23 protein-coding genes and 1 pseudogene are annotated in these 24,464 nt (G+C 67.4%); 11 read left to right on the top strand and 13 right to left on the bottom strand.

Annotated elements, in window-relative coordinates; genetic code table 11:
* Positions 1–449: 449 nt before the first annotated feature.
* The 4 genes from P1Y20_RS16695 to P1Y20_RS16680 all read left to right on the top strand — a co-directional run bounded on the left by P1Y20_RS16695 (position 450) and on the right by P1Y20_RS16680 (position 4,200).
* Positions 450–1,685 (top strand): MFS transporter, encoded by a 1,236-nt coding sequence (locus P1Y20_RS16695; protein WP_304449845.1) that lies wholly within the window; start codon positions 450–452, stop codon positions 1,683–1,685.
* 141 nt (positions 1,686–1,826) lie between these two features.
* The gene (locus P1Y20_RS16690) at positions 1,827–2,972 is read left to right on the top strand and encodes a multicopper oxidase domain-containing protein (RefSeq protein WP_304449844.1); all 1,146 of its coding nucleotides are present in this window, start codon (positions 1,827–1,829) and stop codon (positions 2,970–2,972) included.
* Between the two features lie 5 nt (positions 2,973–2,977).
* A complete protein-coding gene (locus P1Y20_RS16685; RefSeq protein WP_304449843.1) occupies positions 2,978–3,955 on the top strand; it encodes a halocyanin domain-containing protein in 978 nt (325 codons plus the stop codon).
* Positions 3,956–4,029: 74 nt separating this feature from the next.
* Positions 4,030–4,200, top strand: coding sequence for a hypothetical protein (locus P1Y20_RS16680; protein ID WP_304449842.1), 171 nt, complete (start codon positions 4,030–4,032; stop codon positions 4,198–4,200).
* 39 nt (positions 4,201–4,239) lie between these two features.
* Here P1Y20_RS16680 and P1Y20_RS16675 read toward each other — a convergent pair whose 3' ends face one another.
* Entirely contained in the window at positions 4,240–4,401 is a 162-nt protein-coding gene (locus P1Y20_RS16675) for a hypothetical protein (protein ID WP_304449841.1), read from the bottom strand.
* A gap of 561 nt (positions 4,402–4,962) precedes the next feature.
* Here P1Y20_RS16675 and P1Y20_RS16670 point away from each other — a divergent pair.
* The 3 genes from P1Y20_RS16670 to P1Y20_RS16660 all read left to right on the top strand — a co-directional run bounded on the left by P1Y20_RS16670 (position 4,963) and on the right by P1Y20_RS16660 (position 8,193).
* Positions 4,963–6,264 carry a tyrosine-type recombinase/integrase gene (locus tag P1Y20_RS16670; protein WP_304449840.1) on the top strand — a complete coding sequence of 434 codons (1,302 nt, stop codon included), beginning with the start codon at positions 4,963–4,965 and terminating at the stop codon, positions 6,262–6,264.
* Between the two features lie 620 nt (positions 6,265–6,884).
* On the top strand, positions 6,885–7,796 hold the full coding sequence (locus P1Y20_RS16665) for a ParA family protein (protein WP_304449839.1): 912 nt from the start codon (positions 6,885–6,887) through the stop codon (positions 7,794–7,796).
* A gap of 1 nt (position 7,797) precedes the next feature.
* Positions 7,798–8,193 carry a DUF8160 family protein gene (locus P1Y20_RS16660; RefSeq protein WP_304449838.1) on the top strand — a complete coding sequence of 132 codons (396 nt, stop codon included), beginning with the start codon at positions 7,798–7,800 and terminating at the stop codon, positions 8,191–8,193.
* A 154-nt stretch (positions 8,194–8,347) separates the two neighbouring features.
* Here the strand turns inward: P1Y20_RS16660 and P1Y20_RS16655 are convergent, their stop codons facing one another.
* A complete protein-coding gene (locus P1Y20_RS16655; protein ID WP_304449837.1) occupies positions 8,348–9,238 on the bottom strand; it encodes a fumarylacetoacetate hydrolase family protein in 891 nt (296 codons plus the stop codon).
* Positions 9,239–9,466: 228 nt separating this feature from the next.
* Between P1Y20_RS16655 and P1Y20_RS16650 the strand changes: the two genes are divergently transcribed.
* The gene (locus tag P1Y20_RS16650; RefSeq protein ID WP_304449836.1) at positions 9,467–11,362 is read left to right on the top strand and encodes a CocE/NonD family hydrolase; all 1,896 of its coding nucleotides are present in this window, start codon (positions 9,467–9,469) and stop codon (positions 11,360–11,362) included.
* A 10-nt stretch (positions 11,363–11,372) separates the two neighbouring features.
* Here the strand turns inward: P1Y20_RS16650 and P1Y20_RS16645 are convergent, their stop codons facing one another.
* Positions 11,373–12,062 carry a haloacid dehalogenase type II gene (locus P1Y20_RS16645; RefSeq protein WP_304449835.1) on the bottom strand — a complete coding sequence of 230 codons (690 nt, stop codon included), beginning with the start codon at positions 12,060–12,062 and terminating at the stop codon, positions 11,373–11,375.
* 112 nt (positions 12,063–12,174) lie between these two features.
* Here P1Y20_RS16645 and P1Y20_RS16640 point away from each other — a divergent pair, with 112 nt between their 5' ends.
* Positions 12,175–13,059, top strand: a complete 885-nt coding sequence (locus P1Y20_RS16640; RefSeq protein WP_304449834.1) for a fumarylacetoacetate hydrolase family protein — start codon at positions 12,175–12,177, stop codon at positions 13,057–13,059.
* A 12-nt stretch (positions 13,060–13,071) separates the two neighbouring features.
* Here the strand turns inward: P1Y20_RS16640 and P1Y20_RS16635 are convergent, their stop codons facing one another.
* The 8 genes and pseudogenes from P1Y20_RS16635 to P1Y20_RS16600 all read right to left on the bottom strand — a co-directional run bounded on the left by P1Y20_RS16635 (position 13,072) and on the right by P1Y20_RS16600 (position 19,407).
* Positions 13,072–14,097: a TatD family hydrolase gene (locus tag P1Y20_RS16635; RefSeq protein WP_304449833.1), complete on the bottom strand. Its 1,026-nt coding sequence runs from the start codon at positions 14,095–14,097 to the stop codon at positions 13,072–13,074.
* Positions 14,098–14,222: 125 nt separating this feature from the next.
* Positions 14,223–14,927, bottom strand: a complete 705-nt coding sequence (ribB, locus tag P1Y20_RS16630) for a 3,4-dihydroxy-2-butanone-4-phosphate synthase (protein WP_304449832.1) — start codon at positions 14,925–14,927, stop codon at positions 14,223–14,225.
* Positions 14,928–15,104: 177 nt separating this feature from the next.
* Positions 15,105–15,506, bottom strand: a complete 402-nt coding sequence (locus P1Y20_RS16625; protein ID WP_304449831.1) for a DUF120 domain-containing protein — start codon at positions 15,504–15,506, stop codon at positions 15,105–15,107.
* A gap of 144 nt (positions 15,507–15,650) precedes the next feature.
* The gene (gene lipP1, locus P1Y20_RS16620; protein ID WP_304449830.1) at positions 15,651–16,589 is read right to left on the bottom strand and encodes a LipP1 family hormone-sensitive lipase; all 939 of its coding nucleotides are present in this window, start codon (positions 16,587–16,589) and stop codon (positions 15,651–15,653) included.
* Between the two features lie 48 nt (positions 16,590–16,637).
* Complete coding sequence (locus P1Y20_RS16615; RefSeq protein WP_304449829.1) at positions 16,638–16,727, bottom strand: VOC family protein; 90 nt, start codon at positions 16,725–16,727, stop codon at positions 16,638–16,640.
* A gap of 106 nt (positions 16,728–16,833) precedes the next feature.
* Positions 16,834–17,004: pseudogene (locus P1Y20_RS18805) on the bottom strand (hypothetical protein); the annotation flags it as partial.
* A 201-nt stretch (positions 17,005–17,205) separates the two neighbouring features.
* Positions 17,206–18,381: an LLM class flavin-dependent oxidoreductase gene (locus P1Y20_RS16605; RefSeq protein WP_304449827.1), complete on the bottom strand. Its 1,176-nt coding sequence runs from the start codon at positions 18,379–18,381 to the stop codon at positions 17,206–17,208.
* A gap of 213 nt (positions 18,382–18,594) precedes the next feature.
* Positions 18,595–19,407, bottom strand: a complete 813-nt coding sequence (locus P1Y20_RS16600; protein ID WP_304449826.1) for an alpha/beta fold hydrolase — start codon at positions 19,405–19,407, stop codon at positions 18,595–18,597.
* On the opposite strand from P1Y20_RS16600, the gene P1Y20_RS16595 reads away from it, so the two are divergent.
* A complete protein-coding gene (locus tag P1Y20_RS16595) occupies positions 19,406–19,975 on the top strand; it encodes a CoA-transferase (RefSeq protein WP_304449825.1) in 570 nt (189 codons plus the stop codon). The two genes, P1Y20_RS16600 and P1Y20_RS16595, sit on opposite strands and share 2 nt — an antisense overlap.
* Positions 19,976–20,153: 178 nt before the next feature.
* Positions 20,154–21,116, top strand: coding sequence for a VOC family protein (locus P1Y20_RS16590; protein WP_304449824.1), 963 nt, complete (start codon positions 20,154–20,156; stop codon positions 21,114–21,116).
* 47 nt (positions 21,117–21,163) lie between these two features.
* On the opposite strand, the gene P1Y20_RS16585 is transcribed toward P1Y20_RS16590, so the two are convergent.
* Positions 21,164–21,979 (bottom strand): IclR family transcriptional regulator, encoded by an 816-nt coding sequence (locus P1Y20_RS16585; RefSeq protein WP_304449823.1) that lies wholly within the window; start codon positions 21,977–21,979, stop codon positions 21,164–21,166.
* Positions 21,980–22,955: 976 nt separating this feature from the next.
* The gene (locus P1Y20_RS16580; protein WP_304449822.1) at positions 22,956–24,407 is read right to left on the bottom strand and encodes an MDR family MFS transporter; all 1,452 of its coding nucleotides are present in this window, start codon (positions 24,405–24,407) and stop codon (positions 22,956–22,958) included.
* Positions 24,408–24,464 lie beyond the last annotated feature (57 nt).

The raw sequence follows: 24,464 nt of genomic DNA, 5'->3' as shown, positions 1-24,464 counted from the left end.
GCTGGCAGCGTCGTTCGAACGGCGGACCGAATCGACGGTCCGTCGGGGGGTCCGGCGAGGAACCGTTTGTGGAGCGATAGCTGTTCGCACTGTTGAAACACGAACGCGTCTGCCGTTACTTCATTCGGTGTTCAACACCCATCGATAAGTCCGAGACGACCCGAGCCCTGGACAGTGAGTACGGGATACCTCGTCGAAGACGACTGTCCGGACACGCCGAGTCCGAGCTGCACCGCACCCGACACCGGGTGTCCACTCCACGCACACCGCCCGGACGCCGACGGCCGTGTCGACGTACGGGGACGTTCGCGCCCCGGTCGCACACTCCCTCCACCGGGCGGGTCGCCCGTCCGGACGTGGCAGTCCTCGTTCCCCGTCGAGGGGAACCATCTATCGCATACCAGGCAGAGTTATCGCACCCTCGGTCGAAGACCACGGAGCGACCGGAGATGACCGAACGATCGACGGTGGTGAACACCGCCCGAGCAGGTGGTCCGCCCCCCGACCGACAGCCGCGACGACTCTGGGGACTCGTCGCCGGAGCCAGTCTCATCTCGACGGGGCTCGCTGCCTACGAGATCGCCCCTGCGAGCGTGACGCCACTGGTTCAGGAGTCGCTCGGTGTGGATGCGACGGCGGCGGGACTCCTCGTGGGCACGATGTTCGGGACGGCCGTCGTGGCGAGCGTCCCCATCGGTATCGGGCTCGACCGGACGAACACGCGAACGGCGATGGCCGTCGCCGTTCTCACGCTGTTCGTCGCCGGGGTGTGGGGGTGGGTGGCTGGCCGCAGCGGTGACTTCCGGTCCGTCGTGGCGTCCCGCGTACTGGGTGGAGTCGCGTACGTCGCCGTCTGGAACGCCGGCATCGACATCGTCAGCAGAGCGGTCGAGCGCGACCGCCGCGCGACGGCCGTCGGAATCTTCACCGCCAGCGGACCGGTCGGGTTCGCCCTCGGCCAGGCGGTCGGACCACTGATCGCGGCACGGTTCGGCTGGCCGGCCATCTTCCTCGCGTTCAACGGGCTCGCCCTCCTCGGTCTCGTGCTCTTCTGGCCGACGAGTCGGGGGCTCGGTCACAGCGCCGGGGACGCACCGTCGCTCTCCGAGTTCGGGGCCGTCCTCCGCGACCGCCACGTCTGGCTGGTCGGCGGGCTCGGGTTCCTCGGGTACGCCCTGTACCTGTTCGTCAACAGCTGGGGTGGGCCGTATCTCACCCGCGAGATGGGCCTCTCGGTGGCGGTGAGTGGCCTCCTCGTCTCCGTGTTTCCTGCAGTGGGCGTCCTGTCGCGGACCAGCAGCGGTATCCTCTCGGACCGGGTGTTCAGCGGTCGACGACAGCCCGTCGTGGTGGGTTCGTTCGTGGTCGCGGCGCCGCTCGTCTTCGGCTTCACGCGACTACAGGCGATACCGGTCCTGGTGGCCGTGCTGCTCGCCAGTGGGTTCGCGATTCAGTTGACGATCGGGCTCTCGTTCAGCTACGTCCGGGAACTCGTCGACGCCCGCGTCGCCGCGACGGCGGTAGCGTTCCAGACGAGCGTCGGCCTCGCCGGGGCGTTCGTCGCGCCGATCGTCGGTGGCGCTGTCGTCGACACCGCCGGCTTCGACGCGGCCTTCCTCCTCGCCGGCGTCGTCGCCGTCTCCGGCGTCGCCCTCGGGTGGCTCGCGCCGGAACCTGCCACGTGACCCGTCGAAGGGCGTGGTCTCACCTGCTGGACACGTTCCCTCGAACCTAGCACTCGGGGGCTCCTCCCACTAGCGGCTCGTTCCTACGCCCCGAGAATCGGATGACCTGCTTATCTCCCGCACTGTTCAACGGTTATATGTATGTCCGAGATTGGCGCTCCTGGACGAGGTATCTCCCGACGACAGTTCCTCGCCGCGACCGGGTCGGCCGGTCTCCTCGCGACGGCGGGTTGTACCACGGTGTCGTCGCCGTCCGCATCCGTCGTCGACACCGCTCCCAACAGCACCCGGGCCCCCTCCGACCTCCCCTCGACCGGCCGTCCGGAGGTCGTGAACCTCGACGAGCGGGGGCACGAGGTGACGATCAAGTCGGTGATGGCGCACCACGCCATCCACCCTGGCGAGACGATGGGCGGACCGGTCGACCTCCCCGTCGTCTGGGCGTTCCAGGCCGACGACGGCACGCCGAGCGTCCCCGGTCCCATCCTCCGGACGACCGAGGGGAACGACCTGAAGATCACCCTCGACAACTCCGAGATGGAGGTCCCTCACACGCTGCACTTCCACGGCGTGCGCAAGACGTGGGAGAACGACGGGGTGCCGACGACGACCGGTATCACGGTGATGCCCGGCGAGAGCCACACCTACGACATCCCGGCGAACGTCCCCGGGACCCACCTGTATCACTGCCACTACCAGACGCCGATGCACATGGACATGGGGATGTACGGCATCCTGCGCGTCGACCCGGAGGGCTACGAGGAAGCGGACAAGGAGTACTTCATGACGGCCAAGGAGTGGGACACCCGCCTGTCGCGACAACACGGCGGTGAGGACGTCAGCTACGACCTCACCGGTCGGACGGCCGACGCCTTCACGTTCAACGGGAAGTCCGCGCCCGCGACGTTCCACCCCGAGACCGGCTCGCCCGTCATCGTCGAATCGGGTGACACGGTCCGTGTCCACTGGGTCAACGCCGGGTTCATGAGCCACCCGCTGCACGTCCACAACCACCGGTTCCGCGTCGTCGAGAAGGACGGCAGTCCGATGCCCGAGGCGCTCCAGTTCGACCAGGACGTGGTGAACGTCGCGCCTGCCGAACGGTACACCGTGGAGTTCGAGGCCGACGCCGACCCCGGCATCTACCTCATGCACTGTCACAAGGTCGACCACGTCCGCAACGGGTCGTCCTACCCCGGCGGAATGCTCAACGCGGTCGTCTACCGGGAGGCGATGGACACCGAACTGTTCCGGACGGTGATGGACTACGCGGGGTACGAGGCGTGATGGCGATGACCGACACGACTCGCCGGCGGTTCCTCGCGGCGACGGCCGGTGCGATGGTCGCACCGGGACTGCTCGCGGGTTCCGCGACGGCGCAGGCGGGCGGAGCGGCGGTCGACCTCGCGGCGTGGTTCGCGAACACCGAGGGCGTCGCGGAGGTGACCGACGCCCGCGGACAGTCACGCGTCGAGGTCACCGTGGGGGCAGCGGGGAACGGCGGTGCGTTCGCGTTCGCGCCCGCTGCCGTCCGCGTCGACCCCGGGACGACCGTCGTCTGGACGTGGACCGGCGACGGTGGGTCCCACAACGTCGTCGCGAAGGACGGCGCGTTCGAATCGGAGTACTACCAGTCGAGCGGCGACACCTTCGAGACGACCCTCGACTCGACAGGGGTCACGCGCTACGCCTGTACCCCCCACGAGTCGGTGGGGATGAGAGGCGCCGTCGTGGTCGGTGACGTGACGGTCTCGCTGGGCGGTGGCGGCGGTGGGACCGACACGCCGACCCGTCCCGACGAGACCTACGACGGCTGGCTGGCGGACACCGAGAACTACCACGAACTCGTCGACCGGCGCGGTGAGTCCGAGGTCGTCGTCGAGGTGGGCGCGGAGGGCAACGGGGGCCCGTACGCGTTCGACCCGCCGGCGATGCGTATCGACCCCGGGACGACCGTCGTCTGGGAGTGGGTCGGCGACCAGCTCTACGACGTGACGGACGCCGACCTCGGGTACCACAGCGAACAGGTCGCGGGGGCGGGACACCGCTTCGCGGTCGCGTTCGACGGCGATGGCGTGAGCAGGTACGAGTGTACCGAGTACGGCGAGGAGGGCATGCGTGGGGTCCTCGTCGTCGGGGAGGAGGACAGCCGCCGCATCTCGACGCTCGGGTACACGCTCATGGGTGGGGGCGCGGTCGTCCTCGGCGCCCCCTTCGTCTACGGGCTCCGTGAACACGTTCGCTCGACACGCAGACCCCCCGGACGGTGAGCCGGTCCGTCCTCGAAGCGTCTCCGACTCGTGCAGGCCGCAGGCTTTTGGTCTCGTTACCCGGAATTCAGAACATGGCTCAACTGATTCAGCGAACGGCACAGTCGATCGACGACATGTGGCACTCGATATGGCACGACTCGAGTCGTGCGGAGAAAGTCCTGATCGCGATCGTGCTTCTGGTCACGGGACTGGCCATCCCGGTCGTCCCGATCGTCTGGATCGCCCGGATTATCGCCAACTGAGCGGGGAGCGAGAGACGCGCTCTGTACTCGGGGAACTACTCACTCGTCCCGTGTCTCGGGTGGTGTGTCACCGGTGGAGGCTGTACTGTCTGGTTCTGAGGTATAATGAAAGTTTGCAAGTGCTAAGTACGCCCCGACATACACTGCAATCACGATAAATATGAAGTCGAAGAAGAGGTTCAGGAGTGTTCCAAGGACCATTGATATGAATTATAATTTATAGATTAATAAATCACTTTGGGCAAGTGGCCATCCCACATATCCTATTAGCAGTACCAACACCCCTACCGACGTACCCGATAACAATCCGCCTGAGACTGATGACAGACTCACGCTCAGTGTCTATCAAAAGCGGCAACTGATGACTGCTGAGTGGCCGACGACCCGCTGCGGTGCTGACTGGTGACTCATGGTAGAGTGACAGCTGGTGAATATCTACTACTGACTGATTCACGGGTGGTACAGTCCTTCGAGCGTGTGATTTGTAGAAATCCAAACGCCGAACCTCTGTGGAACCACTGCTCGCGATTTCGATATATCAACATAGAATTCATCGATTTGGGGTCATTTCGGTGCGTGAGGGGCGTGGGGTACGCAGACTGAACTGGTCTGCCTAACCCACAGATTGATTAGTAAACCGACTGAAACGGCGTACGACCAGTAGATGGCGCTCTCACCACCGGCGGACCGGCCAGCGAGCGGGCTTCCCGCCGAGCCTCGTCGCGCTCGACGCGCGGACCGACCGAGTCGACGGGGGCTCGAATGACCCGGCCGGAGCCGACCGAAACGGACGGACTCGACGGCCGTCGAACGCCCTCGTTCGACGACGTTCGGTGGTCGGCGTGTTCGCTGGAGGAGTTCGTCGCCCTGTACCGCGACCGGGTCGCCCCGTGTCTGGAGGCGACGGGTATCGACCCGACGTGCGAGCGACCCACGCACCAGTGGTTCCGCGACCACGGGGCCCGGTCGTTTCTCGCGGCGCTGCGGCGCCATCACGGCCGTTCCTTCGGGGAGTTCTGGACCGAGGACCTCGGACTCGGGTCGGTCGACGACGGCTACGCGTGGGCGACCGCGGACGGGCGGACCGTCGACGCCCTCGAACGCTTCCTCGACCGTCGGCGGTCGCGACACGGGCTCGCGGCGTCGTCCGTCGACGCCCTTCGAACCCGACTGAACCTCTACGTGCGAGCGTACCGGGAGGCGAACGGGACGGACGACCTCCTCACGCCGGTCCTCCGTGAGCGCGAGACGCCCGCCCACGCGGCCGTCGACGCCTGCTACGCGGCGTTCGACTGGTTGAACGAGGGGGCCGACCGTGCGTACAGCGCCCAGACGCTCCAGCGGGTGCGCCGCGTCGTCGACGCCTGGTACCAGCACCTGGTGGGGCGGCGCGTCGCCTCGCTGAACCCCGCGAGCGGCCTCTACGACGAGTTCAAGTGGGAGACGGCCGCGTCGTCGACGCCGGCGCTCTCGGCGACACACGTCCGGGCGCTGACGCGGGCGGCCTCGACCCCGCGGGACCGACTCCTGGTGACCGCCCTCGCCGGGTGGGGACTCAGGGCGAGCGAGGTCGCCGCGCTGCACGCCTCACAGATTACCCGTGACGTCCCCGACGACGACGTCCCTTACGTCCGGTTCGACGACCGCAAGAACGGTCCGGGCGAGGTTTCGGTGCTGTTCGGCCTCGCGGCGCTCGATGCGCGCGTCGACGAACTGGCGGTCGACGACGCGTGGACGGGTTATCTCTTCCCCTCCGCTCGGGGCGAAACGCCCCACGTGACCCGTAACACGGTCCGGAACTGGTTCCAGGCGCTCGCTGCCGAGGCCGACCTCCCCGCCCGTATCGGCGGGGAGCGGCCGAGTCCACAGCTGTGTCGGCGCTTCTGGTACGACACCTACACCGCCGTCCTGGAGGGCGTCCTCGAGGGGGTCGAGACCATCGCCGCGGAGCAGGGGAGCAGCGACCCCCGGGTCGTCGTGCGGAACTACCTCTCCGACTCGCGGTCCCGCCGGGTCCGGCGTGAGTTCATGCGCGACCGACTGGCGGACGCGTTCGCCGACTGAGACGTGCAGTGAGCGCCCGTTTGTCGCCCTGTCTGCCACTCTGGGGCACCGGGACGGTTCCTTTTCGCGTGTTCGCCTACCGTCTCATGGAATCCGTGACTCACGTACTCCTCGAATCCGATACCTACGGATTCCCTGATTCGACGGCGTGGTGCGTCGTTGCCCGTCGAGCGGGCGTCCCCGACGCGTTCGACGTTTCATTGAATCACTGATTGGTGGACTCCGGGATTCACCGACTCCATCGGTCGATGATTCCCTGAGCCTGCAGTCGATGCTTTCGTGATTCATTGATGTACTGATTTACTGATACACTGAGTCAATGATTCATTGATTCCTTGACTTTATGTCGTTGATTTGGCCGTTCATTACATCTTTGATTCGTTGACTCCTGATGTCACTGATTCACTTACTACTGGTCGAATTCCACATACGGCGCTCGGATTGTCGTCCGCCCTGAGTACACGAGTCGTTGCTTCCTTGAATCACTGATTCAACGATTTTGGTCGAAACGTACCCCATTGGGCGTGCAGGCGCAGGCCGGGTGGCTCGTCGTGCGAGTGCTCCGGGTCGCCCCGATTGTCTGACGTACGTTTATGACTCCCTGATTCAATGACTCAGGTATGAGTGACGTACCGCGCGGCTGGGCCGTCACGCCCTCGACGGGCGTTCCCACGGTCGCGTTCGGAAACCAGAAGGGTGGGACCGGGAAGACTACCGCGACGATCAACAGCGCGGGGGCGCTCGCGACCCGTGGACACGACGTCCTCGCCATCGACCTCGACCCGCAGGCGGACATGACGAAGGGCCTCGGCCTCGGGCCGGGAGACGACGCGGACCCCTCGAACCCGAAGAACGACCTGCCGAACCTCCTCGTCACCGACGATTCGAACCTCCTCGACGTCCTCGTCGACAACCCCCGTACCCACGACACGGCGCTCTCGGAGATACTCGTCGAGGCCGACGAGTACGACCACCTGAACTTCGATCTCGTCCCGAGTCACAAGGACATGGGCCTGGCCCGCGACTGGATGGACGACGCGAACGCCCGCCTCTCGCTGAAACAGGCACTCGAAGTCCTCATCGACGACGGCCACGAGTACGACTTCGTCCTCGTCGACTGTCCGCCCGACCTCTCGGTGCTGACCGACGCGGCGTTCATCGCCGCACAGAACGTCTTCCTCGCCGCCCAGACCCAGGCGACCTCGCGCGACGCGCTCGACGACCTCTGGGACCAGCTGGAGTCCATCGAGACGAACCAGGGCATCGACATCGCCATCGTCGGCCTGCTGGCGAACATGTACCGGTCGGACGGCCAGTCGCGGAAGTTCCTCGAGGCGTTCGACGACTCGTGGGCGTCGATGGCGCCCGTCTTCCGGCTCCCGATGCGCGTCGCCATCCAGCGCGCCTGGGACAACGGGATGGACGTCTTCCAGTGGGAGGACGCGAACGACCAGACCGTCGAACGCGAACTCTTCTCCGAGGTCGCGGCGACGCTCGAACGCGCGTTCGAGCGGACGGAGGTGGAGGCCTGAGATGCCCCGCGGAATGGACGAGCGGTTCGAGGACCCGTCCGCGAGCACCGACGAGCGAACGGGCGAATCCAGTGGAACGACCGACGACGAGGCCGAAGGAGAAGGGGAGACGACTCCGGAGGCGCAGTCGTCCGGGACGGAACGCGACGACCAGTTGAACATCCGCGAGGACTGGGACTCCGCGACCATCTACGTCGAACCCACCCAGAGCGAGGACATCGACGTCACGTTCACCCGCCTCAAGAAGCAACTCAAGCGCGAGGGATACGTCCTGGAGAAGAACAAGCACTTCTACCGCGCCGTCTTCGAAGTCGCCTTCGAGGCCCACCCCGAGGAGACGAAAGAGCGGATTCGCGCGCTCGCCCAGTCGGACGACGGCGAATCGAGGAGTCGCTGAGGTACTGAGTCACTGACTCACTGATTCCCGACTCGACCGTGGGTCGCCTCTCGGTACCGGGCGGGCGGGTCAGCAGGCTGTGCGTGCCAACACGGTCGTAATATATCTCATATCGCTATATCGAGAAACCGGTCGGGACGACCGTCCGACCGCGTCAGTCGCCCGTCTCCCGGCAGCTGTTCGTCAGTTCGCCGAGCCCCTCGATACCGACCGTCACCGTATCGCCGTCCTCGAGCAGGACCTGCGGGTCCCGGAAGTACCCCACCCCGTCCGGCGTCCCGGTGTAGATGACGTCCCCCGGCGAGAGGGTGAACGCGCGGCTACAGAAGGCCACGACCTCGTCGATACCGAATATCAGGTGTTCCGTGTTGGACTCCTGGAGTCGTTCGCCGTTCACCTCGGTCCAGATGTCGAGGGCGTGGGGGTCCTCGACCTCGTCCGGGGTGAGCAGGTACGGACCCAGCGGCCCGAACGTGTCGAGGCTCTTGCCCCGCACCCACTGTTCGTCCGCCATCTGCAGGTCGCGCGCGGAGACGTCGTTACCGACGGTGTAGCCGGCGACGTAGTCGAGGGCGTCCTCGACGGCGACGTTCCGGGCGCGCTCCCCGATGACGGCGACGAGTTCCCCCTCGTAGTCGACCGCCTCGGTGAGGGCCGGGTCCCACTCGATCGGCTCGTCGGGCCCGACGAGCGACTGGGGGAACTTCGCGAACAGTACGGGCGAGTCGGGCACCTCGAACGCCCCTTCGTCGGCGTGGTCGCTGTAGTTCAGCCCGACGCAGACGACCTTCTCCGGCGACGTGATGGGTGCGACCGTCGTCACGTCGGCCTCGTTGTACCGTCCGACCCCCGTCTCCGCCGCGTAGTCGACGGCGAGTTCGGCCTTCTCCCGCCAGTTCCACTCCGCCAGTAGCTCACGAAGCGCGACGGGGAGGTCGATACCCGCGGCAGCCCCCGCCTCGCCGAGGCACACGACACCGTCGTCGACGACGACGCCGGCCCAGGGGGCGGCCACGACGTCCGTCTGGAATTGTCCGAGTTTCATAATGATGGGTGTGTCCCCGGTCGCCGTCGGGTCCGTCCGTTCCGTCGTGACGCGCTCGCGTGGACGTACGGCCCGTCTGCGACCGGTAGCACTACCCACGGCTTGCGAGCGCTCCCACATAGAGGTACCCATCCGGTCGCGACGGCCGCGCCGGTCGCGACGGCGGGCACCGTCGAGCGGCCGCGGTCCCGTGTGAACGGTTATGTGTGACACGCGAGAACGATGGGTATGGTATCGACCCCCGAGTACGATGTCCGCGTCGACCTCGACGTGATGGTCGAGATGCGCGACGGGACCGAACTCGCCACGGACGTCTTCCGACCGGTGGACCCGGCGACCGGCGACCCGCTCTCAGAGCCCGTCCCGGCGCTGCTCGACCGGACGCCCTACGACAAGCGAAGCAACCTGCAGCGACACGGCGAGTGGTTCGCCGAGCGCGGCTACGTCGTCGCCGTCCAGGACGTCCGCGGGCGGTTCGGGAGCGGCGGCGAGTTCTACATCTTCGCCAACGAGGCCGAGGACGGCTACGACACCGTGGAGTGGGTGGCCGAGCGACCGTACTGCGACGGGCAGGTGGGGACCATCGGCTCGTCGTACGGCGCGTGGGTCCAGTCGGCGCTGGCGACACAGGACCCGCCGCACCTCGAAGCCATGTTCGTCAACCAGGGGGCGGCGAACGCCTGGGACGCGACGTTCCGGCACAACGGCGCGTTCGAACTGCGCTGGCTCTGCTGGGCGTTCGTCCTCGGCGGCGGGTTCGCCAAACGGGCGTTCGACGCGCCGGAGATACAGGCACACCTCGCGAACACCGACACCCGCGACCTGCTGGCGAACGGGCCCGTCGAGCGGGGGAACACGCCGCTCCGACACCTCCCCGAGTACGAGGAGTGGCTCTTCGACGCCATGACGAGCGACGGGTCGGCCGACCTCTGGGCGTCGCCGGGGCTGAACTTCGAGGCCCACTACGACGAGAGCGCGGACGTCCCCACCGTCTACGCCGGCGGCTGGTACGACTCCTACACGAAGGCGACCTGCGACAACTTCGAGGCGCTCGCCGCGCGGAAGGAAAGCGACCACTACCTCGTCGTCGGCCCGTGGACGCACGGCTGGGAGGCCTATCCGCTCCCGTCGTGGCGCACGCCCCACGCCGGGGAGGTGGCGTTCGGCCCCGAGGCGACGCGCGACTACCAGGCGATGCGCCTTCGCTTCTTCGACCACTACCTGAAGGGCGAGGGGACGTGGGCCGACCAGCCGACGGTCCAGTACTGGCGGATGGGGACGGGCGACGGCCACCGGACCGGCCGCGGGCGACTGTTCCACGGCGGGGAGTGGCGACACGCCGAGGAGTGGCCCCTCCCTGGAACCGAGTTCACCCCCTACTACGCCCACCCGGACGGGACGCTCTCGCCCGAACGGCCCACCGCCGAGGAGAGCGCGACCACCTACCGGTTCGACCCCACCGACCCCGTGCCGACGGTCGGCGGGAACTGCTCGTCGTACCACGCGTTCGAACAGACCGACGCCACCCTCCTCGAGTACCCGATAGCCGAGCGGAAGCGCCTCGACATCACCGGGAGCGGGGGGTACGACCAGCGCACGCGCCCCGAGACCTTCGGCGCCGACCCCCCCTACGGGCCGCTCGCGGAACGCGACGACGTCCTCGTCTTCCGGACGCCGCCCCTGGAGGAAGCCGTCGAGATAACGGGTCCCATCACGGTCCGGGTGTCCGCCGAGACGGACGCCGCTGACACCGACTTCACGGCGAAACTGCTGGACGAGTACCCACCCTCCGCGGACTTCCCGAACGGCTTCGCGCTGAACCTCTCGGACAGCATCTGTCGCGCGCGCTACCGCGGCTACCGGACCGACCCGGACTTCGTCGACCCCGGCACCGTCTACGAGTTCGTCATGGAACCGTACCCGACCGCCAACGTGTTCGGCCCCGGTCACTCGATTCGCCTCGACATTTCCTCGTCGAACTTCCCCCGGTACGACGTGAACCGCAACACCGGCGGCCCGCTCTACGGCGGGCGCGACTACGAGGTCGCGCGGAACACCGTCCACCACTCGCGGACCCACCCCACGCACGTCGAACTGCCGGTTCGACCGACCGACGGGGCGTGACGCCCCCGACTCAGCAGCCCAGTCGCTCGCAGCACTCGTCGAGCGACGCGACGACCAGCGACGGGTCCTCGCCGAACGCGGTCCACTCGCCGCCGTCGCGGTCGAGCCAGACGCCCTGCATCCCCGCGTTGTCCGCACCCTGGACGTCCATCCAGTGGGCGGTGACGTGCGCCACCCGGTCGACCGGCGTCCCGACGCGTTCGGCGGCGTGTTCGTACAGCGACGCCTCGGGTTTGAACGTCCGGACCTCGTCGGCGCTCACGACGACCTCGACCGACGTCTCGATACCCGTCGTCTCGACCAGCGAGTCGAGCATCTCGGGGTTGCCGTTCGAGAGGATGGACGGCGAGTATCCGGCGTCGGCGAGGCGGTCGAACCCCCGCGCCACGTCCTCGTACGGGTCGAGGCGGTGGTAGACGTCGTTCAACTCGACAACCCGCTCGTCGTCGAGCGCGACGCCCTCGGCCCGGAGGGCGTCCCGTAACCCGTCGCAGTGCATCTCCATGTACGTCTCGTACTCCTCGAGCGCCCCCGCGACGACGGAGAAGAACAGGGCATTCTCGCGCCAGCGCCGGGCGACGGCGACGGGGTCGTCCACGACGCCGTCGAGCACCTCGCTCGCGGCGCCGGTGTCGACGAGCGTCCCGTAGGAGTCGAAGGTGACGGTCTCCACCCGCTCCGGTTCGAAGGTCGGCTCCATACGGGGAGAGGTTCGGACGTGACGATAACTGTTGGGTCCGAGGGGACCCGTGCGTCGGGCGGCCCCGTCCGCGACACCGACAGCTAAGTACGAGCGCCCGGTAGTGAGCGGGATGCGTATCGGACAATTCGCGACGGACGGGACCGAGCGGCCCTGGTGCGGCGTGAGCGTCGAGGGGGGCGTCGTCGACCTCCCCACCGCGGGCGCGGCGGCGGGCGTCGACGTGCCGCGAGCGCTCTCGTCGCTCCTCGCGGGGTGGAACTGGGAGCGAAAGGCCGAACTCGTCGTCGAGTACGCGCTGGAGACCGGAATCGGGATACACGACCCCGGGACGCTGGTGCGCCACGAACCCGTCTCCGACCCGGGGAAGGTCGTCTGCGTGGGGCTGAACTACGTGGACCACGCCGAGGAGGGCGACAACCCCGTCCCCGACGAACCGGTGCTGTTCGCGAAGTTCCCGACCACCGTCACCGGCCCCGAGAGCGACATCGTCTGGGACCCGGCGTACACGGAGCAGGTCGACTACGAGGGGGAACTCGTCGCCGTCGTCGGCCGCGAGGCGCGGGACGTCGAACCGGAGGAGGCGCTCGACTACGTCGCCGGCCTCACGGTCGGCAACGACGTCTCCGCCCGGGACCTCCAGCACGGCGACGGCCAGTGGGTCCGCGGGAAGAGCCTCGACACGTTCGCGCCGACCGGGCCGGACCTCGTGACGCTGGACGAGGTCGAGGACCCCCACGCCCTCGACATCTGGACCGAGGTGAACGGCGAACGACTCCAGGAGTCGACGACGGCGAACCTCGTCTTCGGCGTCGACGAACTGGTCTCGTTCTGTAGCCGCGCGTTCACCCTCTCGCCGGGTGACCTGCTGTTCACGGGCACGCCGCCGGGCGTCGGGGTGTACCGCGACCCGCAGGTCCTGCTCGACGACGGCGATACGGTGACGGTCGGCGTCGACGGGGTCGGCGAACTGACGAACACCTGTCGTCACCGGTAGATAAGCGGGAGGTCAGTCGCCGGTCTCCGTTCCGAGCCCGAAGACCTCCCGTGGGGTCTCGTAGACGACCTGCCGGATGGTCTCCTCGTCGACGCCGAGGCGGTACAGTTCGAGGATGGCACGCTTGACCGAGAACACGTCCGTCTTGAGGACGTTCGCGCAGTCGGTGTCCACCATGACGCGCTCGGGACCGTACGCCTCGATGGCGTTCGCCACGTCCGCGGCGTCGATACCCGTCAGCCAGGGGTACCCGACGGTGAAACTGACGTAACAGTCCGTCTCGCCGAGCAGGTAGTCGACGTTGTTCGTGTCGGCGTGGGAGGCGACGATGCGCTCCTCGGGGAGGCCGGCGTCGGCGGCCGCCTCGACGTCTATCTTCACCGCTTCGAGCGCGGGGTTCTCGCCGGTCAGCACCGGGTCCTGACCGAGTTCGACGTTGCTCTCGTACCCCGGCAGGCCGACGCCGGGGCGGTAGTCCCGGTCCGGGTCGACGCCCACGTTGGGCGTGTGGAGGATGACCGGGAGGTCGCAGTCGGCGGCGATTCCCATCTGCGCCTCGACGACCGCACGCTGTTCGGCGAGGTCCCACGCCTCGGCGTGCTGTGCCGGCGTGATACCCGTCTCCCCGATGGCGACGACGCCGTCGAGGTCGGCGTACGACCGCATGCGTTCGAGCAGGTCGTCGGGGTCCTCGATGCGGACGCCGGTGTGGATTCCGAGCGCGAGGTAGGTGTCGAAGAAGTGCGCGCGCTCGATGGCCCGCTTGCGGTTGACGACGTCGTCCCACAGGAACTGGACGTCCCGTGCCTCGACCGGCTTGTACGGCGTCCAGTGGTAGCCCGACGCGACCATCACCATCCCCTCACAGCCGGCGAGCGAGTAGTTCTCGCGGTCCGCCCACGACAGCGTGTGAGCGTGGTTGTGACAGTCAACCCACGGGAGGTTGAGCAACGAGGTGGGCGGGTCGAACTCGTCGCGGTCGAGGTACGCTACGTCCGTGGCTCTCCGGGTCGGGTACTCCGATGAGGGCATCGACATGGCGTGACTTCGATGCCGGACGTATTGAAGCTAGGTCCGGTCCGAGGGACGCGCGGGTCGGGCGGACACGGCGTGACCCGTCGAGGCCGGAGCAGCCGCGGTCGTGCGGAGGACGAGCGCCGGCCTTACGCCCGCATCTCGTCGATCACGGTCGACCCGGTGAGGAAGACGGAGTCGTTCGCCCGTGCGTACGTCAGCGCGTTCGACCGGGACATCGCACCGCCGGTCCTGTCGTCGAGCATCTCACAGACGACGACGGCCGGTGGGACGTCCGCCAGTTCCGCGAGCGCGATGCCGAGTTCGGTGTGACCCTGCCGGTCGTCGAGGAGGTTCGGGGCCGCACGAAGCAGGTGGACGTGTCCCGGGGTATCGAACTCGCCGGCGAAGTCGGTCTCGACGGGCGCGGCCGCGGCCTCGCTCAGTTCGACGATGGTCCGCGCGCGGTCGTTGTCGGTGATACCGGTGAACGTCTCGCGGTGGTTCACCGTCAGCGAGAACGACGAGCGCTCGTCGTAGGCGATGTCGGTCGACTGCCCCGCCGGGTGGTCGACGGCGTCGTGCATGAACGGGAGGTCGAACGCCGCCGCGACCTCGTCGGCCAGCGCGACGCAGACGAGGCCGCCGGCGTCGTTGCGCAGCTGGGCGACGACGGCCGGCGTGACCGCGTACGCCGGGACCACGAGGTCGACCTCGTTCTCGCGCTCGTCGTCGTCGTGGACGAGCACCGGGGTACCGTGACCGAACGCTTCGACGGCTTCCTCCAGGTCCCCCTCGCGTGGATTGAGCCGGGTGTACTCGTGGCTGTCCGGGAGTAGCGTCTCGCTCCACATGCTACGCCCGCCACCCCCGCGTCGTTCGGTCCGGTTCCATGTCTGATACGTGATTGCACGACACATAAACGTTGTTCCCGGTACTCGACCCGCCGGTCCCCACTGGTTCTCCGACCGGCGCGGCGACGGTCCACGGTGGGTGTCGGCGGCCACGTCCCCGCGCGTGGCGCCCCGCGACTACCCGGACTCGATACGGACCTCGAGTCGGTCACCGTCGTCCAGTCCGAACGTCTCGCGGAGGTCGACCGGGGAGACGAACTCGACGGTGGTGGCGTCGTGGTCGGTCCGACGCGGCACGACGGCGTGGAGACGGACCGATTCGGGGTCGTCGACGACGCTCGCGGGATAGCAGTCGACACCGCCGAACGACCGGCCGTCGGCCTCCCACCCCTCGACGAGGATGGCGTCGAGGGCGTCGAACGCGCCGTCGACCCGTCGGTCGAGGACGAGGTTCAGCGTCCCCGGATACGGTTCGTAGCCGAGTCGCTCCTCGAACTGGTCGGCGTAGCCGTCGAGGACGACGAAATCCTTGCCAGTGCCGATACCGCTCGAAACCGCGCCGTCGATCGAGAATGCCATCTGTCGTGTGTTCCCCCGTCGGTAGCCGGTGGCCGGGCGACCCGTCGCGGACGCCGTCCCGGGTCCGGGTGTCGAGTCATTCGCGACGACGTACATGGCTGTTTCCCCGGCGAGAGGCGGACCAGCGCGACGACGCTCGCGGCCTCAGTTCAGCGCGTCGCGCAGGTCGCCGGCCACGTCGTCGAACGCCTCGCCCGAACGCTCGAAGCCGAACGGTGCGACCGCCATCTGGACGAACGCGTGGATGACGTCGTCGTAGTGGTGGTGCGTCACGTCGACGCCGGCGGCCTCCAGTCGCTCGGCGTACGCAACCCCCTCGTCCCGGAGCGGGTCGAACCCGCCGGTGACGACCGTCGCCGGTGGGAGTCCCTCGAAGTCGGGCGCGAGCAGCGGCGAGGCGTAGACGTTCATCCGGTCGACGTCGTGTTCGTAGTACTGGTCGTCGAACCAGACGAGGTCCGCCGCGCCGATGAAGTACCCCTCGCCGTTCTCCTCGACCGACGGCCAGTCCTGCGTGTGCGAGACGGTCGGGTAGAGCAGCGCCTGGTAGGCGATGTCCGGGCCGCCCCGGTCGCGGGCCATCTGCGCGACGACGGCCGCGAGATTGCCCCCGGCGGAGTCGCCGGCGACGGCGAGTCGGGAGGCGTCACCGCCGAACGAGTCGGCGTTCTCGGCGACCCACTCGGTCGCGGCGTAGGCGTCGACGACGGCCGCCGGGAAGGGGTGTTCGGGCGCGAGTCGGTAGTCGACGGCGACGACGGCGACGCCCGCCGCGTTCGCCAGTTCCCGACAGAGTTCGTCGTGGCTGTCGAGGCCGCCGGAGACGAACCCGCCGCCGTGGAAGAACACCGTCACCCCGAACGGGCCGTCGCCCGTCGGGAGGTAGATGCGAATCGGGACGTCGTCGGCCTCCCCGGGGACGGTTCGGTCGACGACCTCCCCGACCTCGGTCGGGTTCTCGACGGCGAACACGGTGTTCGTGGTCGCCCGAACGTCCTCCATCGGCATCTCGTGGAACGCCGGTGCGTCGGCCGACTGGTCGATGAACGCCTGAATCTCTGGGTGTGGCTCCTGTGCCCGCATCACACCGGACAAGCGGCCTCCCACGTCTTATAGATACAGGGCCCCCGGTCACAGGGGGGCCGACACCTCGACGGTGTAGCCGTCGGGGTCGGCGAGCAGCGCCATCCGTCGCCCCCAGCCCACGTCGGTCGGCTCCATCCGGACGTGCACGCCGTGGTCGCTCGCTCGCTCGCTCGTGGACCGCGTCGACCGCCTCTGCGTCCTCGACGGCGATGGCGACGATGACGCCACTGCCGCGGTCCTCGCCCGGGGCGTCGAGGCCGAAGGCGTCGAGCACGTCCTCGTCGAAGTCCGACTCCAGTACCAGCGTCGCCTCACCGGTGGCGTACTCGACGTTGCTGTCGGCCGCCTCGTCCGGGTGCAGACCGACGACCGACTCGTAGAACTCGGTCGAGGCGTCGAGGTCCGACACCATCAGTAACGACTGGTGTAGTGTTGGGCTCATCCGTCCGTTGAGTCCGAGCGCGTTCGCATTAGTTCTACCTGCGAGGGGACGGCGACAGGTCAGGTGCCCACGAATTCGACGGACGGGCAGTCCGGTGGCTCGGGGAGCGGGTCGAACGGAGGAGTGGGTGCGCACGTGACGGGGTCGACGGGGGCCGTGTCGCGGGACGAATCAGTCGTCCGCGCCGGCCGCCTGGGCGGTGCCGCCGGTGACCTGCCCCATCCGCTGGAGCTCCGGCATGACCTCGTCGACGAACAGCTCGCGGTTCTTCACCGCCTTCTCGTGGCTGAGGTTGCCGAAGGTGAACTGGCCGGCCAGTCGCCCGAACCCGCCGACGATCTCGTACTGGCGTTCGATCTCGGCCGCGACGGTCTCGGGGCTGCCGACGACGATCTCGCCGCGTTCGAGGTACTCGTCGAAGTCGAAGTTCCACGCGAGTTGACCGTGCGGGTGGAGGTTCTCCAGGTACTCCGCTTCCCGTTCGGGGTCGTAGAGGTCGTCGCCCATCATCCACGCGGTGACGCCCTTGTGGACCCCGGCGGTGATGTTCTTGTAGTGGTACTTCAGCGCCTCCTCGGCCTCCTCCTTGGCCTTCTCGTCGGTCTCGGCGACGTACGTCGAGCGCATGATGGTGAACTTGTCGTCGCCCGCCGAGTTGCCGGCGTCGGCCGCGAAGTCGCGGTACTTGTCGAACGCCTCGCGCATCTCCTCGGGGGTGTTGAACGTCGACCCGATGCCGACGTCGTGTTCGGCCGCCCACTTGAGCGACTCGTCGCTCTCGGCGGGCATCCAGAGGTCGGGGTGGGGGTCCTGGTACGGCCGCGGCCAGGTGTAGACGTTGTCGTACTGCCAGAACTCGCCGTCCCAGTCGAACGGTTCGTCGGCGGTCCACGTCTTGACGATGAGGTCCCACGCCTCCTCGAAGCGGGGCCGGGACTCCTCCATCGGGATGCTCCAGGAGGCGTACTCCGACGGGATGCCACGTGCGAACCCGCTCAGGATGCGCCCCTCGGTCATGTTGTCGAGCATCGCGATCTCCTCGGCGAGACGCACGGGGTTGGCCCGCGTCGGGGAGACGTTCGCGAAGAACGCGAGCGTCACGTCCTCGGTCCGGGCGGCCATGTTGGCGGCCATGATGTTCGGCGACGGCATCAGCCCGTACGCAGAGAAGTGGTGCTCGTTGAACCCGATACCGTCGAACCCGTTGTTCGCGCTGTACTCCAACTCGTCGAGGTAGTCGTCGTACAACTGCGAGCCCTTCTGTGGGTCCCACCTGTCGTTCGGGAACGGCCACGCGTCGTCCGTCACCCACTGATAGGGCATGATATGGAAGTCGAACAGTTCCATGGTAACGGTTATCGAAGCCACCCACTTAACCTTATCCCAGAACGAACGAGAACGACGGTTCTCCGCGTGCTGAGGCTCTGTTGGCACGAATTAACGAATTCGAGATGGGGCCGCGAGGGCTCTCGACACGGGGACCGGTCTCTCCGTCTACTGATGGTGACCCGGGTACACGATTCGTCTCGGCTTCCGGCGCTGACACGCCTCTCGTGCGCGCTACACGCCGGCCGCGAACGCCCGGAGCTCGTCGTTGAACCGTTCGGGCGCCTCCCAGAACGGCGAGTGCCCCGTCTCGGGGTAGGACGAGCGTTCGGCGTCGTCGAGGAGGTCGGCGTGCCGCCGGGAGGCCTCGGGGAGTATCACCCGGTCCGCCGCCCCGTGGACGAGCAACGCGGGGACGTCCAGTTCGGCCAACTCCTCCCGGTGGGTGACGGTCCGGTTCCGGAGGCCGTCGCGCACGTACGGGGGGACGACCACGTTGTACCCCAGCATGAAGTACCTCTCCGCCGGCGAGAGGTCCCCGTGGACGCAGAGGTCGACGAACTCGCGCATCGTCGCCGTGCTCTCCTCGACGTCGGTCGAGACGAACCCCGGGAGCAACTCGAGGTACTCCGGGGCGAGGACCTCGGTGGCTCGTTCGGTCCCGATGGACGAGATGGCGCCGACGAGGGTGAGCCCCGCGACGCGGTCGGTCCCGAACGATTCGAGGTAGTCGAGGACGACGAGGCCACCGTACGACCAGCCGACGAGGACGACGTCGTCCAGGCCGAGTTCCTCGACGACGGCCCGGAGGTCGGCGGCCCACAGCGCGGCGTCGTCGTACGCGTCGCGGGGCTTGTCGGACTCGCCGTGTCCACGGAGGTCCGGGGCCACGAGGCGGAAATCCTCGGCGAGGGTCGACTCGAACTGCTTTCGCCACGCCAGTCGACTCTGCGAGTAACCGTGGACCAGCAGGAGGGGCCGTCCCTCGCCGACGTCCTCGACGCGCAGGCGGACGTCGCCCCCGCCTTGGACCGTGTGTGTCGCCATGCTAGCTCTCACCAGACGAGTGCTCCTATTGACTGTTTCCCTCGCGCTCGACGTGGTCGGAGACACGGCTGTCCCTCCTCGCCCCGTCCGTGGTTCGGCCGGGACGGACGCGGCGACGGGGGTCGGCCCGACCCGAGACTTATACTGTCAGCCCCTGTACCGGGGGATATGTGGCACAGTGCGTCTCCCCGGCAGCGGCGGCGCCTGCGAGATAGCGAGCAACGCACACCGGACGATACTCATCGCCCCGCACAGCAGGCGGCGGTTCCCCGAGGGGGTCGACTTCGCCACGAGTCCGGGGTACGTCGGCGGTCGGGAGAACCGAGCGCGCCTCGGCCTCCGCGGCGGCCCCGAGGCCGTCATCACCGACAAGGTGGTGATGCGCTTCGACGAGGCGGGCAAGCTGTACGTCGAGTCGGTCCACCCCGGCGTGACCGAGCGCGACGTTCAGGAGGCGACGGGCTGGGAGATGCAGTTCGCCGCCGACGTGACGACGACCGCCCCCCCGACCGACCGCGTCCGGAACGCCCTCGACCCGACCGGCATCTACACCGGCACGAGCGAGTGAGGTGTCCGGGGCCGGTATCCTCCTCGTCACCCCTCACCGGTCGCTCGCGGCGAGCGGCCCTCGGTCACGCGGCGAACCGCCGGTCTCACCGGACAGCGGGACGGAGCGGCGCGTTCTCGCTGCTGTATCACAGTAAGTATTATCAGGTCGGAATGCAACTGTGGAGGTGTATCATACCATGCCAGAGATAAATGGGATACACCACGTGACGGCGTTCTGTGACGACCCACAGGAGAACCACGACTTCTTCGTCGACGTCCTCGGCCTCCGCTTCGTCAAGCGAACGGTCCGGTTCGACGTCCCCGAGAAGATCTACCACCTCTACTACGGCGACGAGGCGGGGACCCCCGGTACCATCGTCACCTACTTCCCGATGACCAACATGCCGATGGAGGAGGGGATGGTCGGCAAGGGGATGATGAGTTCGGTCGGGCTGACCATCCCGGAGGGCTCCGTCGACTACTGGACCGACCGCTTCGAAGCGCACGACGTCGAGTACACCGTCGAGGAGCGCTTCGACGAGACCGCCATCGGGTTCACCGACCCGGACGGTCTCCCGTTCGAACTGGTGACCGGCGAGTCCGACATCGAGCCGTGGACGGGCGACAGCGACGTCCCGGAGGAGTACGGTATCCGCGGGATGTTCAACACGACGCTGCACTCCTCGGACCCCGCGGGCACGATGGACGTCCTCGAGGTGATGGGCTGGGACCGCGTCGGCGAGGCGACCCACCCGCAGGCCGGCGACCGTATCCGTTACGAGGCGCCCGGCGACGCGCCCTGCGCGAACACGGTCGACGTCCTCATCCGCCCGAACGCCCCCAACGGCGTGATGGGTATCGGGACGTACCTCCACGTCGCCTTCGGCGTGAAGAACCGGTGGGAGCAGGACGAGATCAGCGACACGCTCCGGGAGAACGGCTACATCACGACGTCGACGAAGGACCGCGACTACTTCCACTCGCGGTACATCACCGAACCCGGTGGAGCCATCTTCGAGTACGCGACGATGGGCCCCGGGTTCGAGATCGACCAGGACCCCGCGGACTACGGCGAGGAACTGAAGGTCCCGGCGTGGCTCGACGTCGACATCGAGCGCATCGAGGCGATGCTCCCGACGCTCGAGACCGGCAACCGATAGCGGCCGCCGTTTCTCACCCGCCGTCTCACCCGGTCTCCCCGGGTCGTCTACTCGGGACAGAACAGCTGGATGGGGCCGTGGGAGTGGGTGATGTTCAGTTCGAGTTCGTTGACGACGCTCAACAGCAGGTCGGGTATCTCCTCCATCACCCGCTCCTCGCCCATCCGGTGTCGGGGGCCGGCGATGCCGCACGCGCCGATGACCGTGTCGTCGGGCGTGAGCGGGACCGACACGGCGACGAGGCCCTCCGTGCTCTCCTCCCGGTTCAGGGCGAACCCCCGCTCGCGGATGGTCTCCAGTTCCTCGAACAGTGCCTCCTCGTCGGTGATGGTGGCCTCGGTCGCCCTCGGCAGGCCGACCCGCTCGATCACCCCCTCGACCTCCGACCGGGAGAACTGCGAGAGGATGGCCTTCCCGCCGGCGGTCTGGTGCATGTGCAGTCGCATCCCCAAGCGCGTCCTGGTGAACACCCCCTTGTTGCCGTTCTCCCTGAACAGCGTGATGACGCGGTCCTTCTCGGGGATGGAGAACAGCGCCACCTCGCCGGTCTCCTCCGCCAGGTCCTGTATCTGCGGTTTGATGAGTTCGGAGCCGATGTAGCGCGACCGGAGGTAGCCGCCGTAATCGAGGAACCGGAACCCGAGGGTGTACTCCTGTCCGCGCTTCACGACCAGGTCGTGGTCCATCAGCGTGGTCAGGTGCTTGTACACCGCCCCCTTCGAGAGGCCGGTCCGGTCGACGATGTCCGTGACCTTTCCACCGCCGGTGTCCTTGAGCGCGTCGACGATTCGAAAGGAGGTCTCGACGGCTTTCACCCCGTTCGTCGACCCGCCCATCCCGTGTGTGACGCTGTCGTTTTCCATGGTAACTGACTCCGTGCGCGCTCACATATACTTTTACCACGAGTGAACGATATCCGGAATCGGTATCCTAATCGAAACGCTCGACTCTACTCGGTAGCCAGTGGACGAACGACGTCGCGTCCGCCCGCGAACCGTCGTCACACGCCGACAGGCGCGGAAGAGACAGATACGCTCGTCGCCTCGCTCGCGTTCGACGCCGGACGGACATGCGACCCGTCTGACGACCGGAAATCACCACGAAACGCCGACGAGGCCGGTTTCCGTCCCGGTCGCTCGGGGTGCAGTGTGACTGCGACCACCTCCCGTACTCGTTTGACCGCTCGTTTCTCCTCCAGTTACGGGTAAAACCAGCAGTTCGAACGCCTTTGCCGCCTGTTCGTGGTCGTATATCACGCCCCCAAAGATATTGCTTCAGATTTTCGTGAATAACAGAAAGAAACGACACAGTCGACGATTACACTGATGGCGGAACGGTCACGTCGGGTGGCGTGACCGGGTGGTCCGGGCGTCGGTGTCCGTGGTGGAACGCGAGTTGAGGTGCCGACCGACCGACGGCGGCGGGGGTGCGCAGGCCGCCGACATAACGGGTATAGCCGTGTTATGGACGTTGGCGCGAGCACGCCGCAGGCCGGACAGAACGAAGGGTCCTGTGAGGAGTCCCTGTCGTTCCACACGAGGAAGACGACGAACAACGCGCATCCACAATATTCAGATATTTCCTCTGATTTTATAGAACAATGTTTGCGCCGGTATACGGCACTATAACCTTATCTATAGCGATTATATCGCTACTGAGCAAGGGTATACACGATATACTGCCTCGTTCTATTTTTATAATTATTTGTCAGAATCGAATTGAATTACACTCATATTGGACCTTTATCTATTTCTGAGACAATTTCGTTACCTCTCGTCGATGCGCTCGTCCGGCGGCTGGTCGGTCTCCGGGCGCGTCCCGTCCCGTGTCGCGGCGTACTCAGTCGTTCGACGGACGGGCTCCCGATTCGCCACCCGGTTCCGGTATCTGTGCGGCCACGACCGCCGCTGTCAGACACACGACTGCCGACGCGACGAAGACGACGCTCAGGCCGTCGGCCATGATGGCGGCGACCACTGCCGGCGTCTCCCCCCCGTCGAGGAGGCGCCGCTGGAGGTCGCCGAGGTCGGAGATGCCGGGGACGGCGGCGAGCCGCCCGCGCATCGAGGCGTTGAGGACGACGCCGAGCACCGCGACGCCGACGGTCCCCCCGAGGTTCCGGAAGAACTGCTGTGAGGAGGTCGCGAGCCCCATCCGCTCGGTCCCGAGGTGGTTCTGGATGGCGACGAGCAGCGGCGGGGTGAGCGTCCCCATCCCGACGCCGGTGACGAACACCGTCGCCATCATCGCCCAGAGGGGCGTGTCGACGCTCCAGAGGGCGGCGACCACGAAGCTCGCGGCCATGAGCATCGGCCCGACGGTGGCGAGGCGTCGCTCGCCGAAGCGGTTGATGAGGCGCCCCGAGACGAAACTCGTCCCTGACCACCCGATGGAGATGGGGAAGACGATGAGCGCGGCGCCCGAGGCGCTGCCGCGGACGCTCTGGACGAACAGCGGGTCGTAGGTGAGCGCGGCGAAGACGGCGAAGCTCGTGAGGAACCCCGCCGCGTTCGTGACGACGAACGTCGTGTCGCCGAACAGCGACAGCGGGAGGATGGGGACGCGGGCACGGCGTTCGACGACGTAGAACGCCGCGAGGCTCGCGAGGCCGAGCGCGACGAGTCCCGCGGCGACGACCGTCGACTCGGCGAGCGTCTCGAGCGCGACCAGGAGCGCGCCCACCCCTATCGAGAGGGTCACGGCCCCCGCGACGTCGACGTGCCGGTCGACCGCCCCCGTCGTCTCCTCCAGCGACCGGGCGGTCACCAGTGCGGCCGCGACGCCGACCGGCACGCTGAGGTAGAACACCCACCGCCACGACAGCGTCGCGACGATGAGGTAGCCGAGCAGGGGTCCGACGACGCTCGAGACGCCCCAGACGGCGCTCCCGTACCCGATGGCCTTCCCGCGCTGGTCCGGCGGGTAGATGACGCCGAGGACGGTGTAGGGGATGGAGAACATCGCCCCCGCGCCGACGCCCTGGACGGCGCGGAAGGCGATGAGTTGCGGCATGCTCCGGGCGGCGCCGGCGAGCGCGCTCCCGACGACGAACACGCCGATACCGACGTAGAAGAGCCGCTTGCGCCCGTAGCTGTCCGCGAGTCGACCGAACAGCGGCATCGTGACGGCCGCGAACAGCATGTAGACGGCGAACACCCACGAGTAGAGTTCGAGGCCGCCGAGCGACGAGACGACCGTCGGCATGGCCGTACTCACGATGGTCCCGTCGATGCCGGCGAGGAAGATACCCAGCATCATCCCCAGGGTGGCGAGCCGCCGGTCCGTCGTCATGTGTGCGTCAGTACTCCCCCGCTCGTGTTCACCTTTTCCTCCCGCGTCGAGCACCGG

The sequence above is a fragment of the Halomarina ordinaria genome (assembly GCF_030553305.1).
In the GTDB taxonomy this organism is placed as follows: domain Archaea; phylum Halobacteriota; class Halobacteria; order Halobacteriales; family Haloarculaceae; genus Halomarina; species Halomarina ordinaria.
This window is presented reverse-complemented; position numbering and strand designations above follow the sequence as displayed.

Bases quoted from the DNA above. Each gene is read 5' to 3' on its own strand.
- P1Y20_RS16695 (WP_304449845.1), top strand. From the start codon at position 450: ATGACCGAACGATCGACGGTGGTGAACACCGCCCGAGCAGGTGGTCCG.
- P1Y20_RS16690 (WP_304449844.1), top strand. From the start codon at position 1,827: ATGTCCGAGATTGGCGCTCCTGGACGAGGTATCTCCCGACGACAGTTC.
- P1Y20_RS16685 (WP_304449843.1), top strand. From the start codon at position 2,978: ATGACCGACACGACTCGCCGGCGGTTCCTCGCGGCGACGGCCGGTGCG.
- P1Y20_RS16680 (WP_304449842.1), top strand. From the start codon at position 4,030: ATGGCTCAACTGATTCAGCGAACGGCACAGTCGATCGACGACATGTGG.
- P1Y20_RS16675 (WP_304449841.1), bottom strand. From the start codon at position 4,401: ATGGTCCTTGGAACACTCCTGAACCTCTTCTTCGACTTCATATTTATC.
- P1Y20_RS16670 (WP_304449840.1), top strand. From the start codon at position 4,963: ATGACCCGGCCGGAGCCGACCGAAACGGACGGACTCGACGGCCGTCGA.
- P1Y20_RS16665 (WP_304449839.1), top strand. From the start codon at position 6,885: ATGAGTGACGTACCGCGCGGCTGGGCCGTCACGCCCTCGACGGGCGTT.
- P1Y20_RS16660 (WP_304449838.1), top strand. From the start codon at position 7,798: ATGCCCCGCGGAATGGACGAGCGGTTCGAGGACCCGTCCGCGAGCACC.
- P1Y20_RS16655 (WP_304449837.1), bottom strand. From the start codon at position 9,238: ATGAAACTCGGACAATTCCAGACGGACGTCGTGGCCGCCCCCTGGGCC.
- P1Y20_RS16650 (WP_304449836.1), top strand. From the start codon at position 9,467: ATGGTATCGACCCCCGAGTACGATGTCCGCGTCGACCTCGACGTGATG.
- P1Y20_RS16645 (WP_304449835.1), bottom strand. From the start codon at position 12,062: ATGGAGCCGACCTTCGAACCGGAGCGGGTGGAGACCGTCACCTTCGAC.
- P1Y20_RS16640 (WP_304449834.1), top strand. From the start codon at position 12,175: ATGCGTATCGGACAATTCGCGACGGACGGGACCGAGCGGCCCTGGTGC.
- P1Y20_RS16635 (WP_304449833.1), bottom strand. From the start codon at position 14,097: ATGTCGATGCCCTCATCGGAGTACCCGACCCGGAGAGCCACGGACGTA.
- ribB (WP_304449832.1), bottom strand. From the start codon at position 14,927: ATGTGGAGCGAGACGCTACTCCCGGACAGCCACGAGTACACCCGGCTC.
- P1Y20_RS16625 (WP_304449831.1), bottom strand. From the start codon at position 15,506: ATGGCATTCTCGATCGACGGCGCGGTTTCGAGCGGTATCGGCACTGGC.
- lipP1 (WP_304449830.1), bottom strand. From the start codon at position 16,589: ATGCGGGCACAGGAGCCACACCCAGAGATTCAGGCGTTCATCGACCAG.
- P1Y20_RS16615 (WP_304449829.1), bottom strand. From the start codon at position 16,727: ATGGAGCCGACCGACGTGGGCTGGGGGCGACGGATGGCGCTGCTCGCC.
- P1Y20_RS16605 (WP_304449827.1), bottom strand. From the start codon at position 18,381: ATGGAACTGTTCGACTTCCATATCATGCCCTATCAGTGGGTGACGGAC.
- P1Y20_RS16595 (WP_304449825.1), top strand. From the start codon at position 19,406: ATGCTAGCTCTCACCAGACGAGTGCTCCTATTGACTGTTTCCCTCGCG.
- P1Y20_RS16600 (WP_304449826.1), bottom strand. From the start codon at position 19,407: ATGGCGACACACACGGTCCAAGGCGGGGGCGACGTCCGCCTGCGCGTC.
- P1Y20_RS16590 (WP_304449824.1), top strand. From the start codon at position 20,154: ATGCCAGAGATAAATGGGATACACCACGTGACGGCGTTCTGTGACGAC.
- P1Y20_RS16585 (WP_304449823.1), bottom strand. From the start codon at position 21,979: ATGGAAAACGACAGCGTCACACACGGGATGGGCGGGTCGACGAACGGG.
- P1Y20_RS16580 (WP_304449822.1), bottom strand. From the start codon at position 24,407: ATGACGACGGACCGGCGGCTCGCCACCCTGGGGATGATGCTGGGTATC.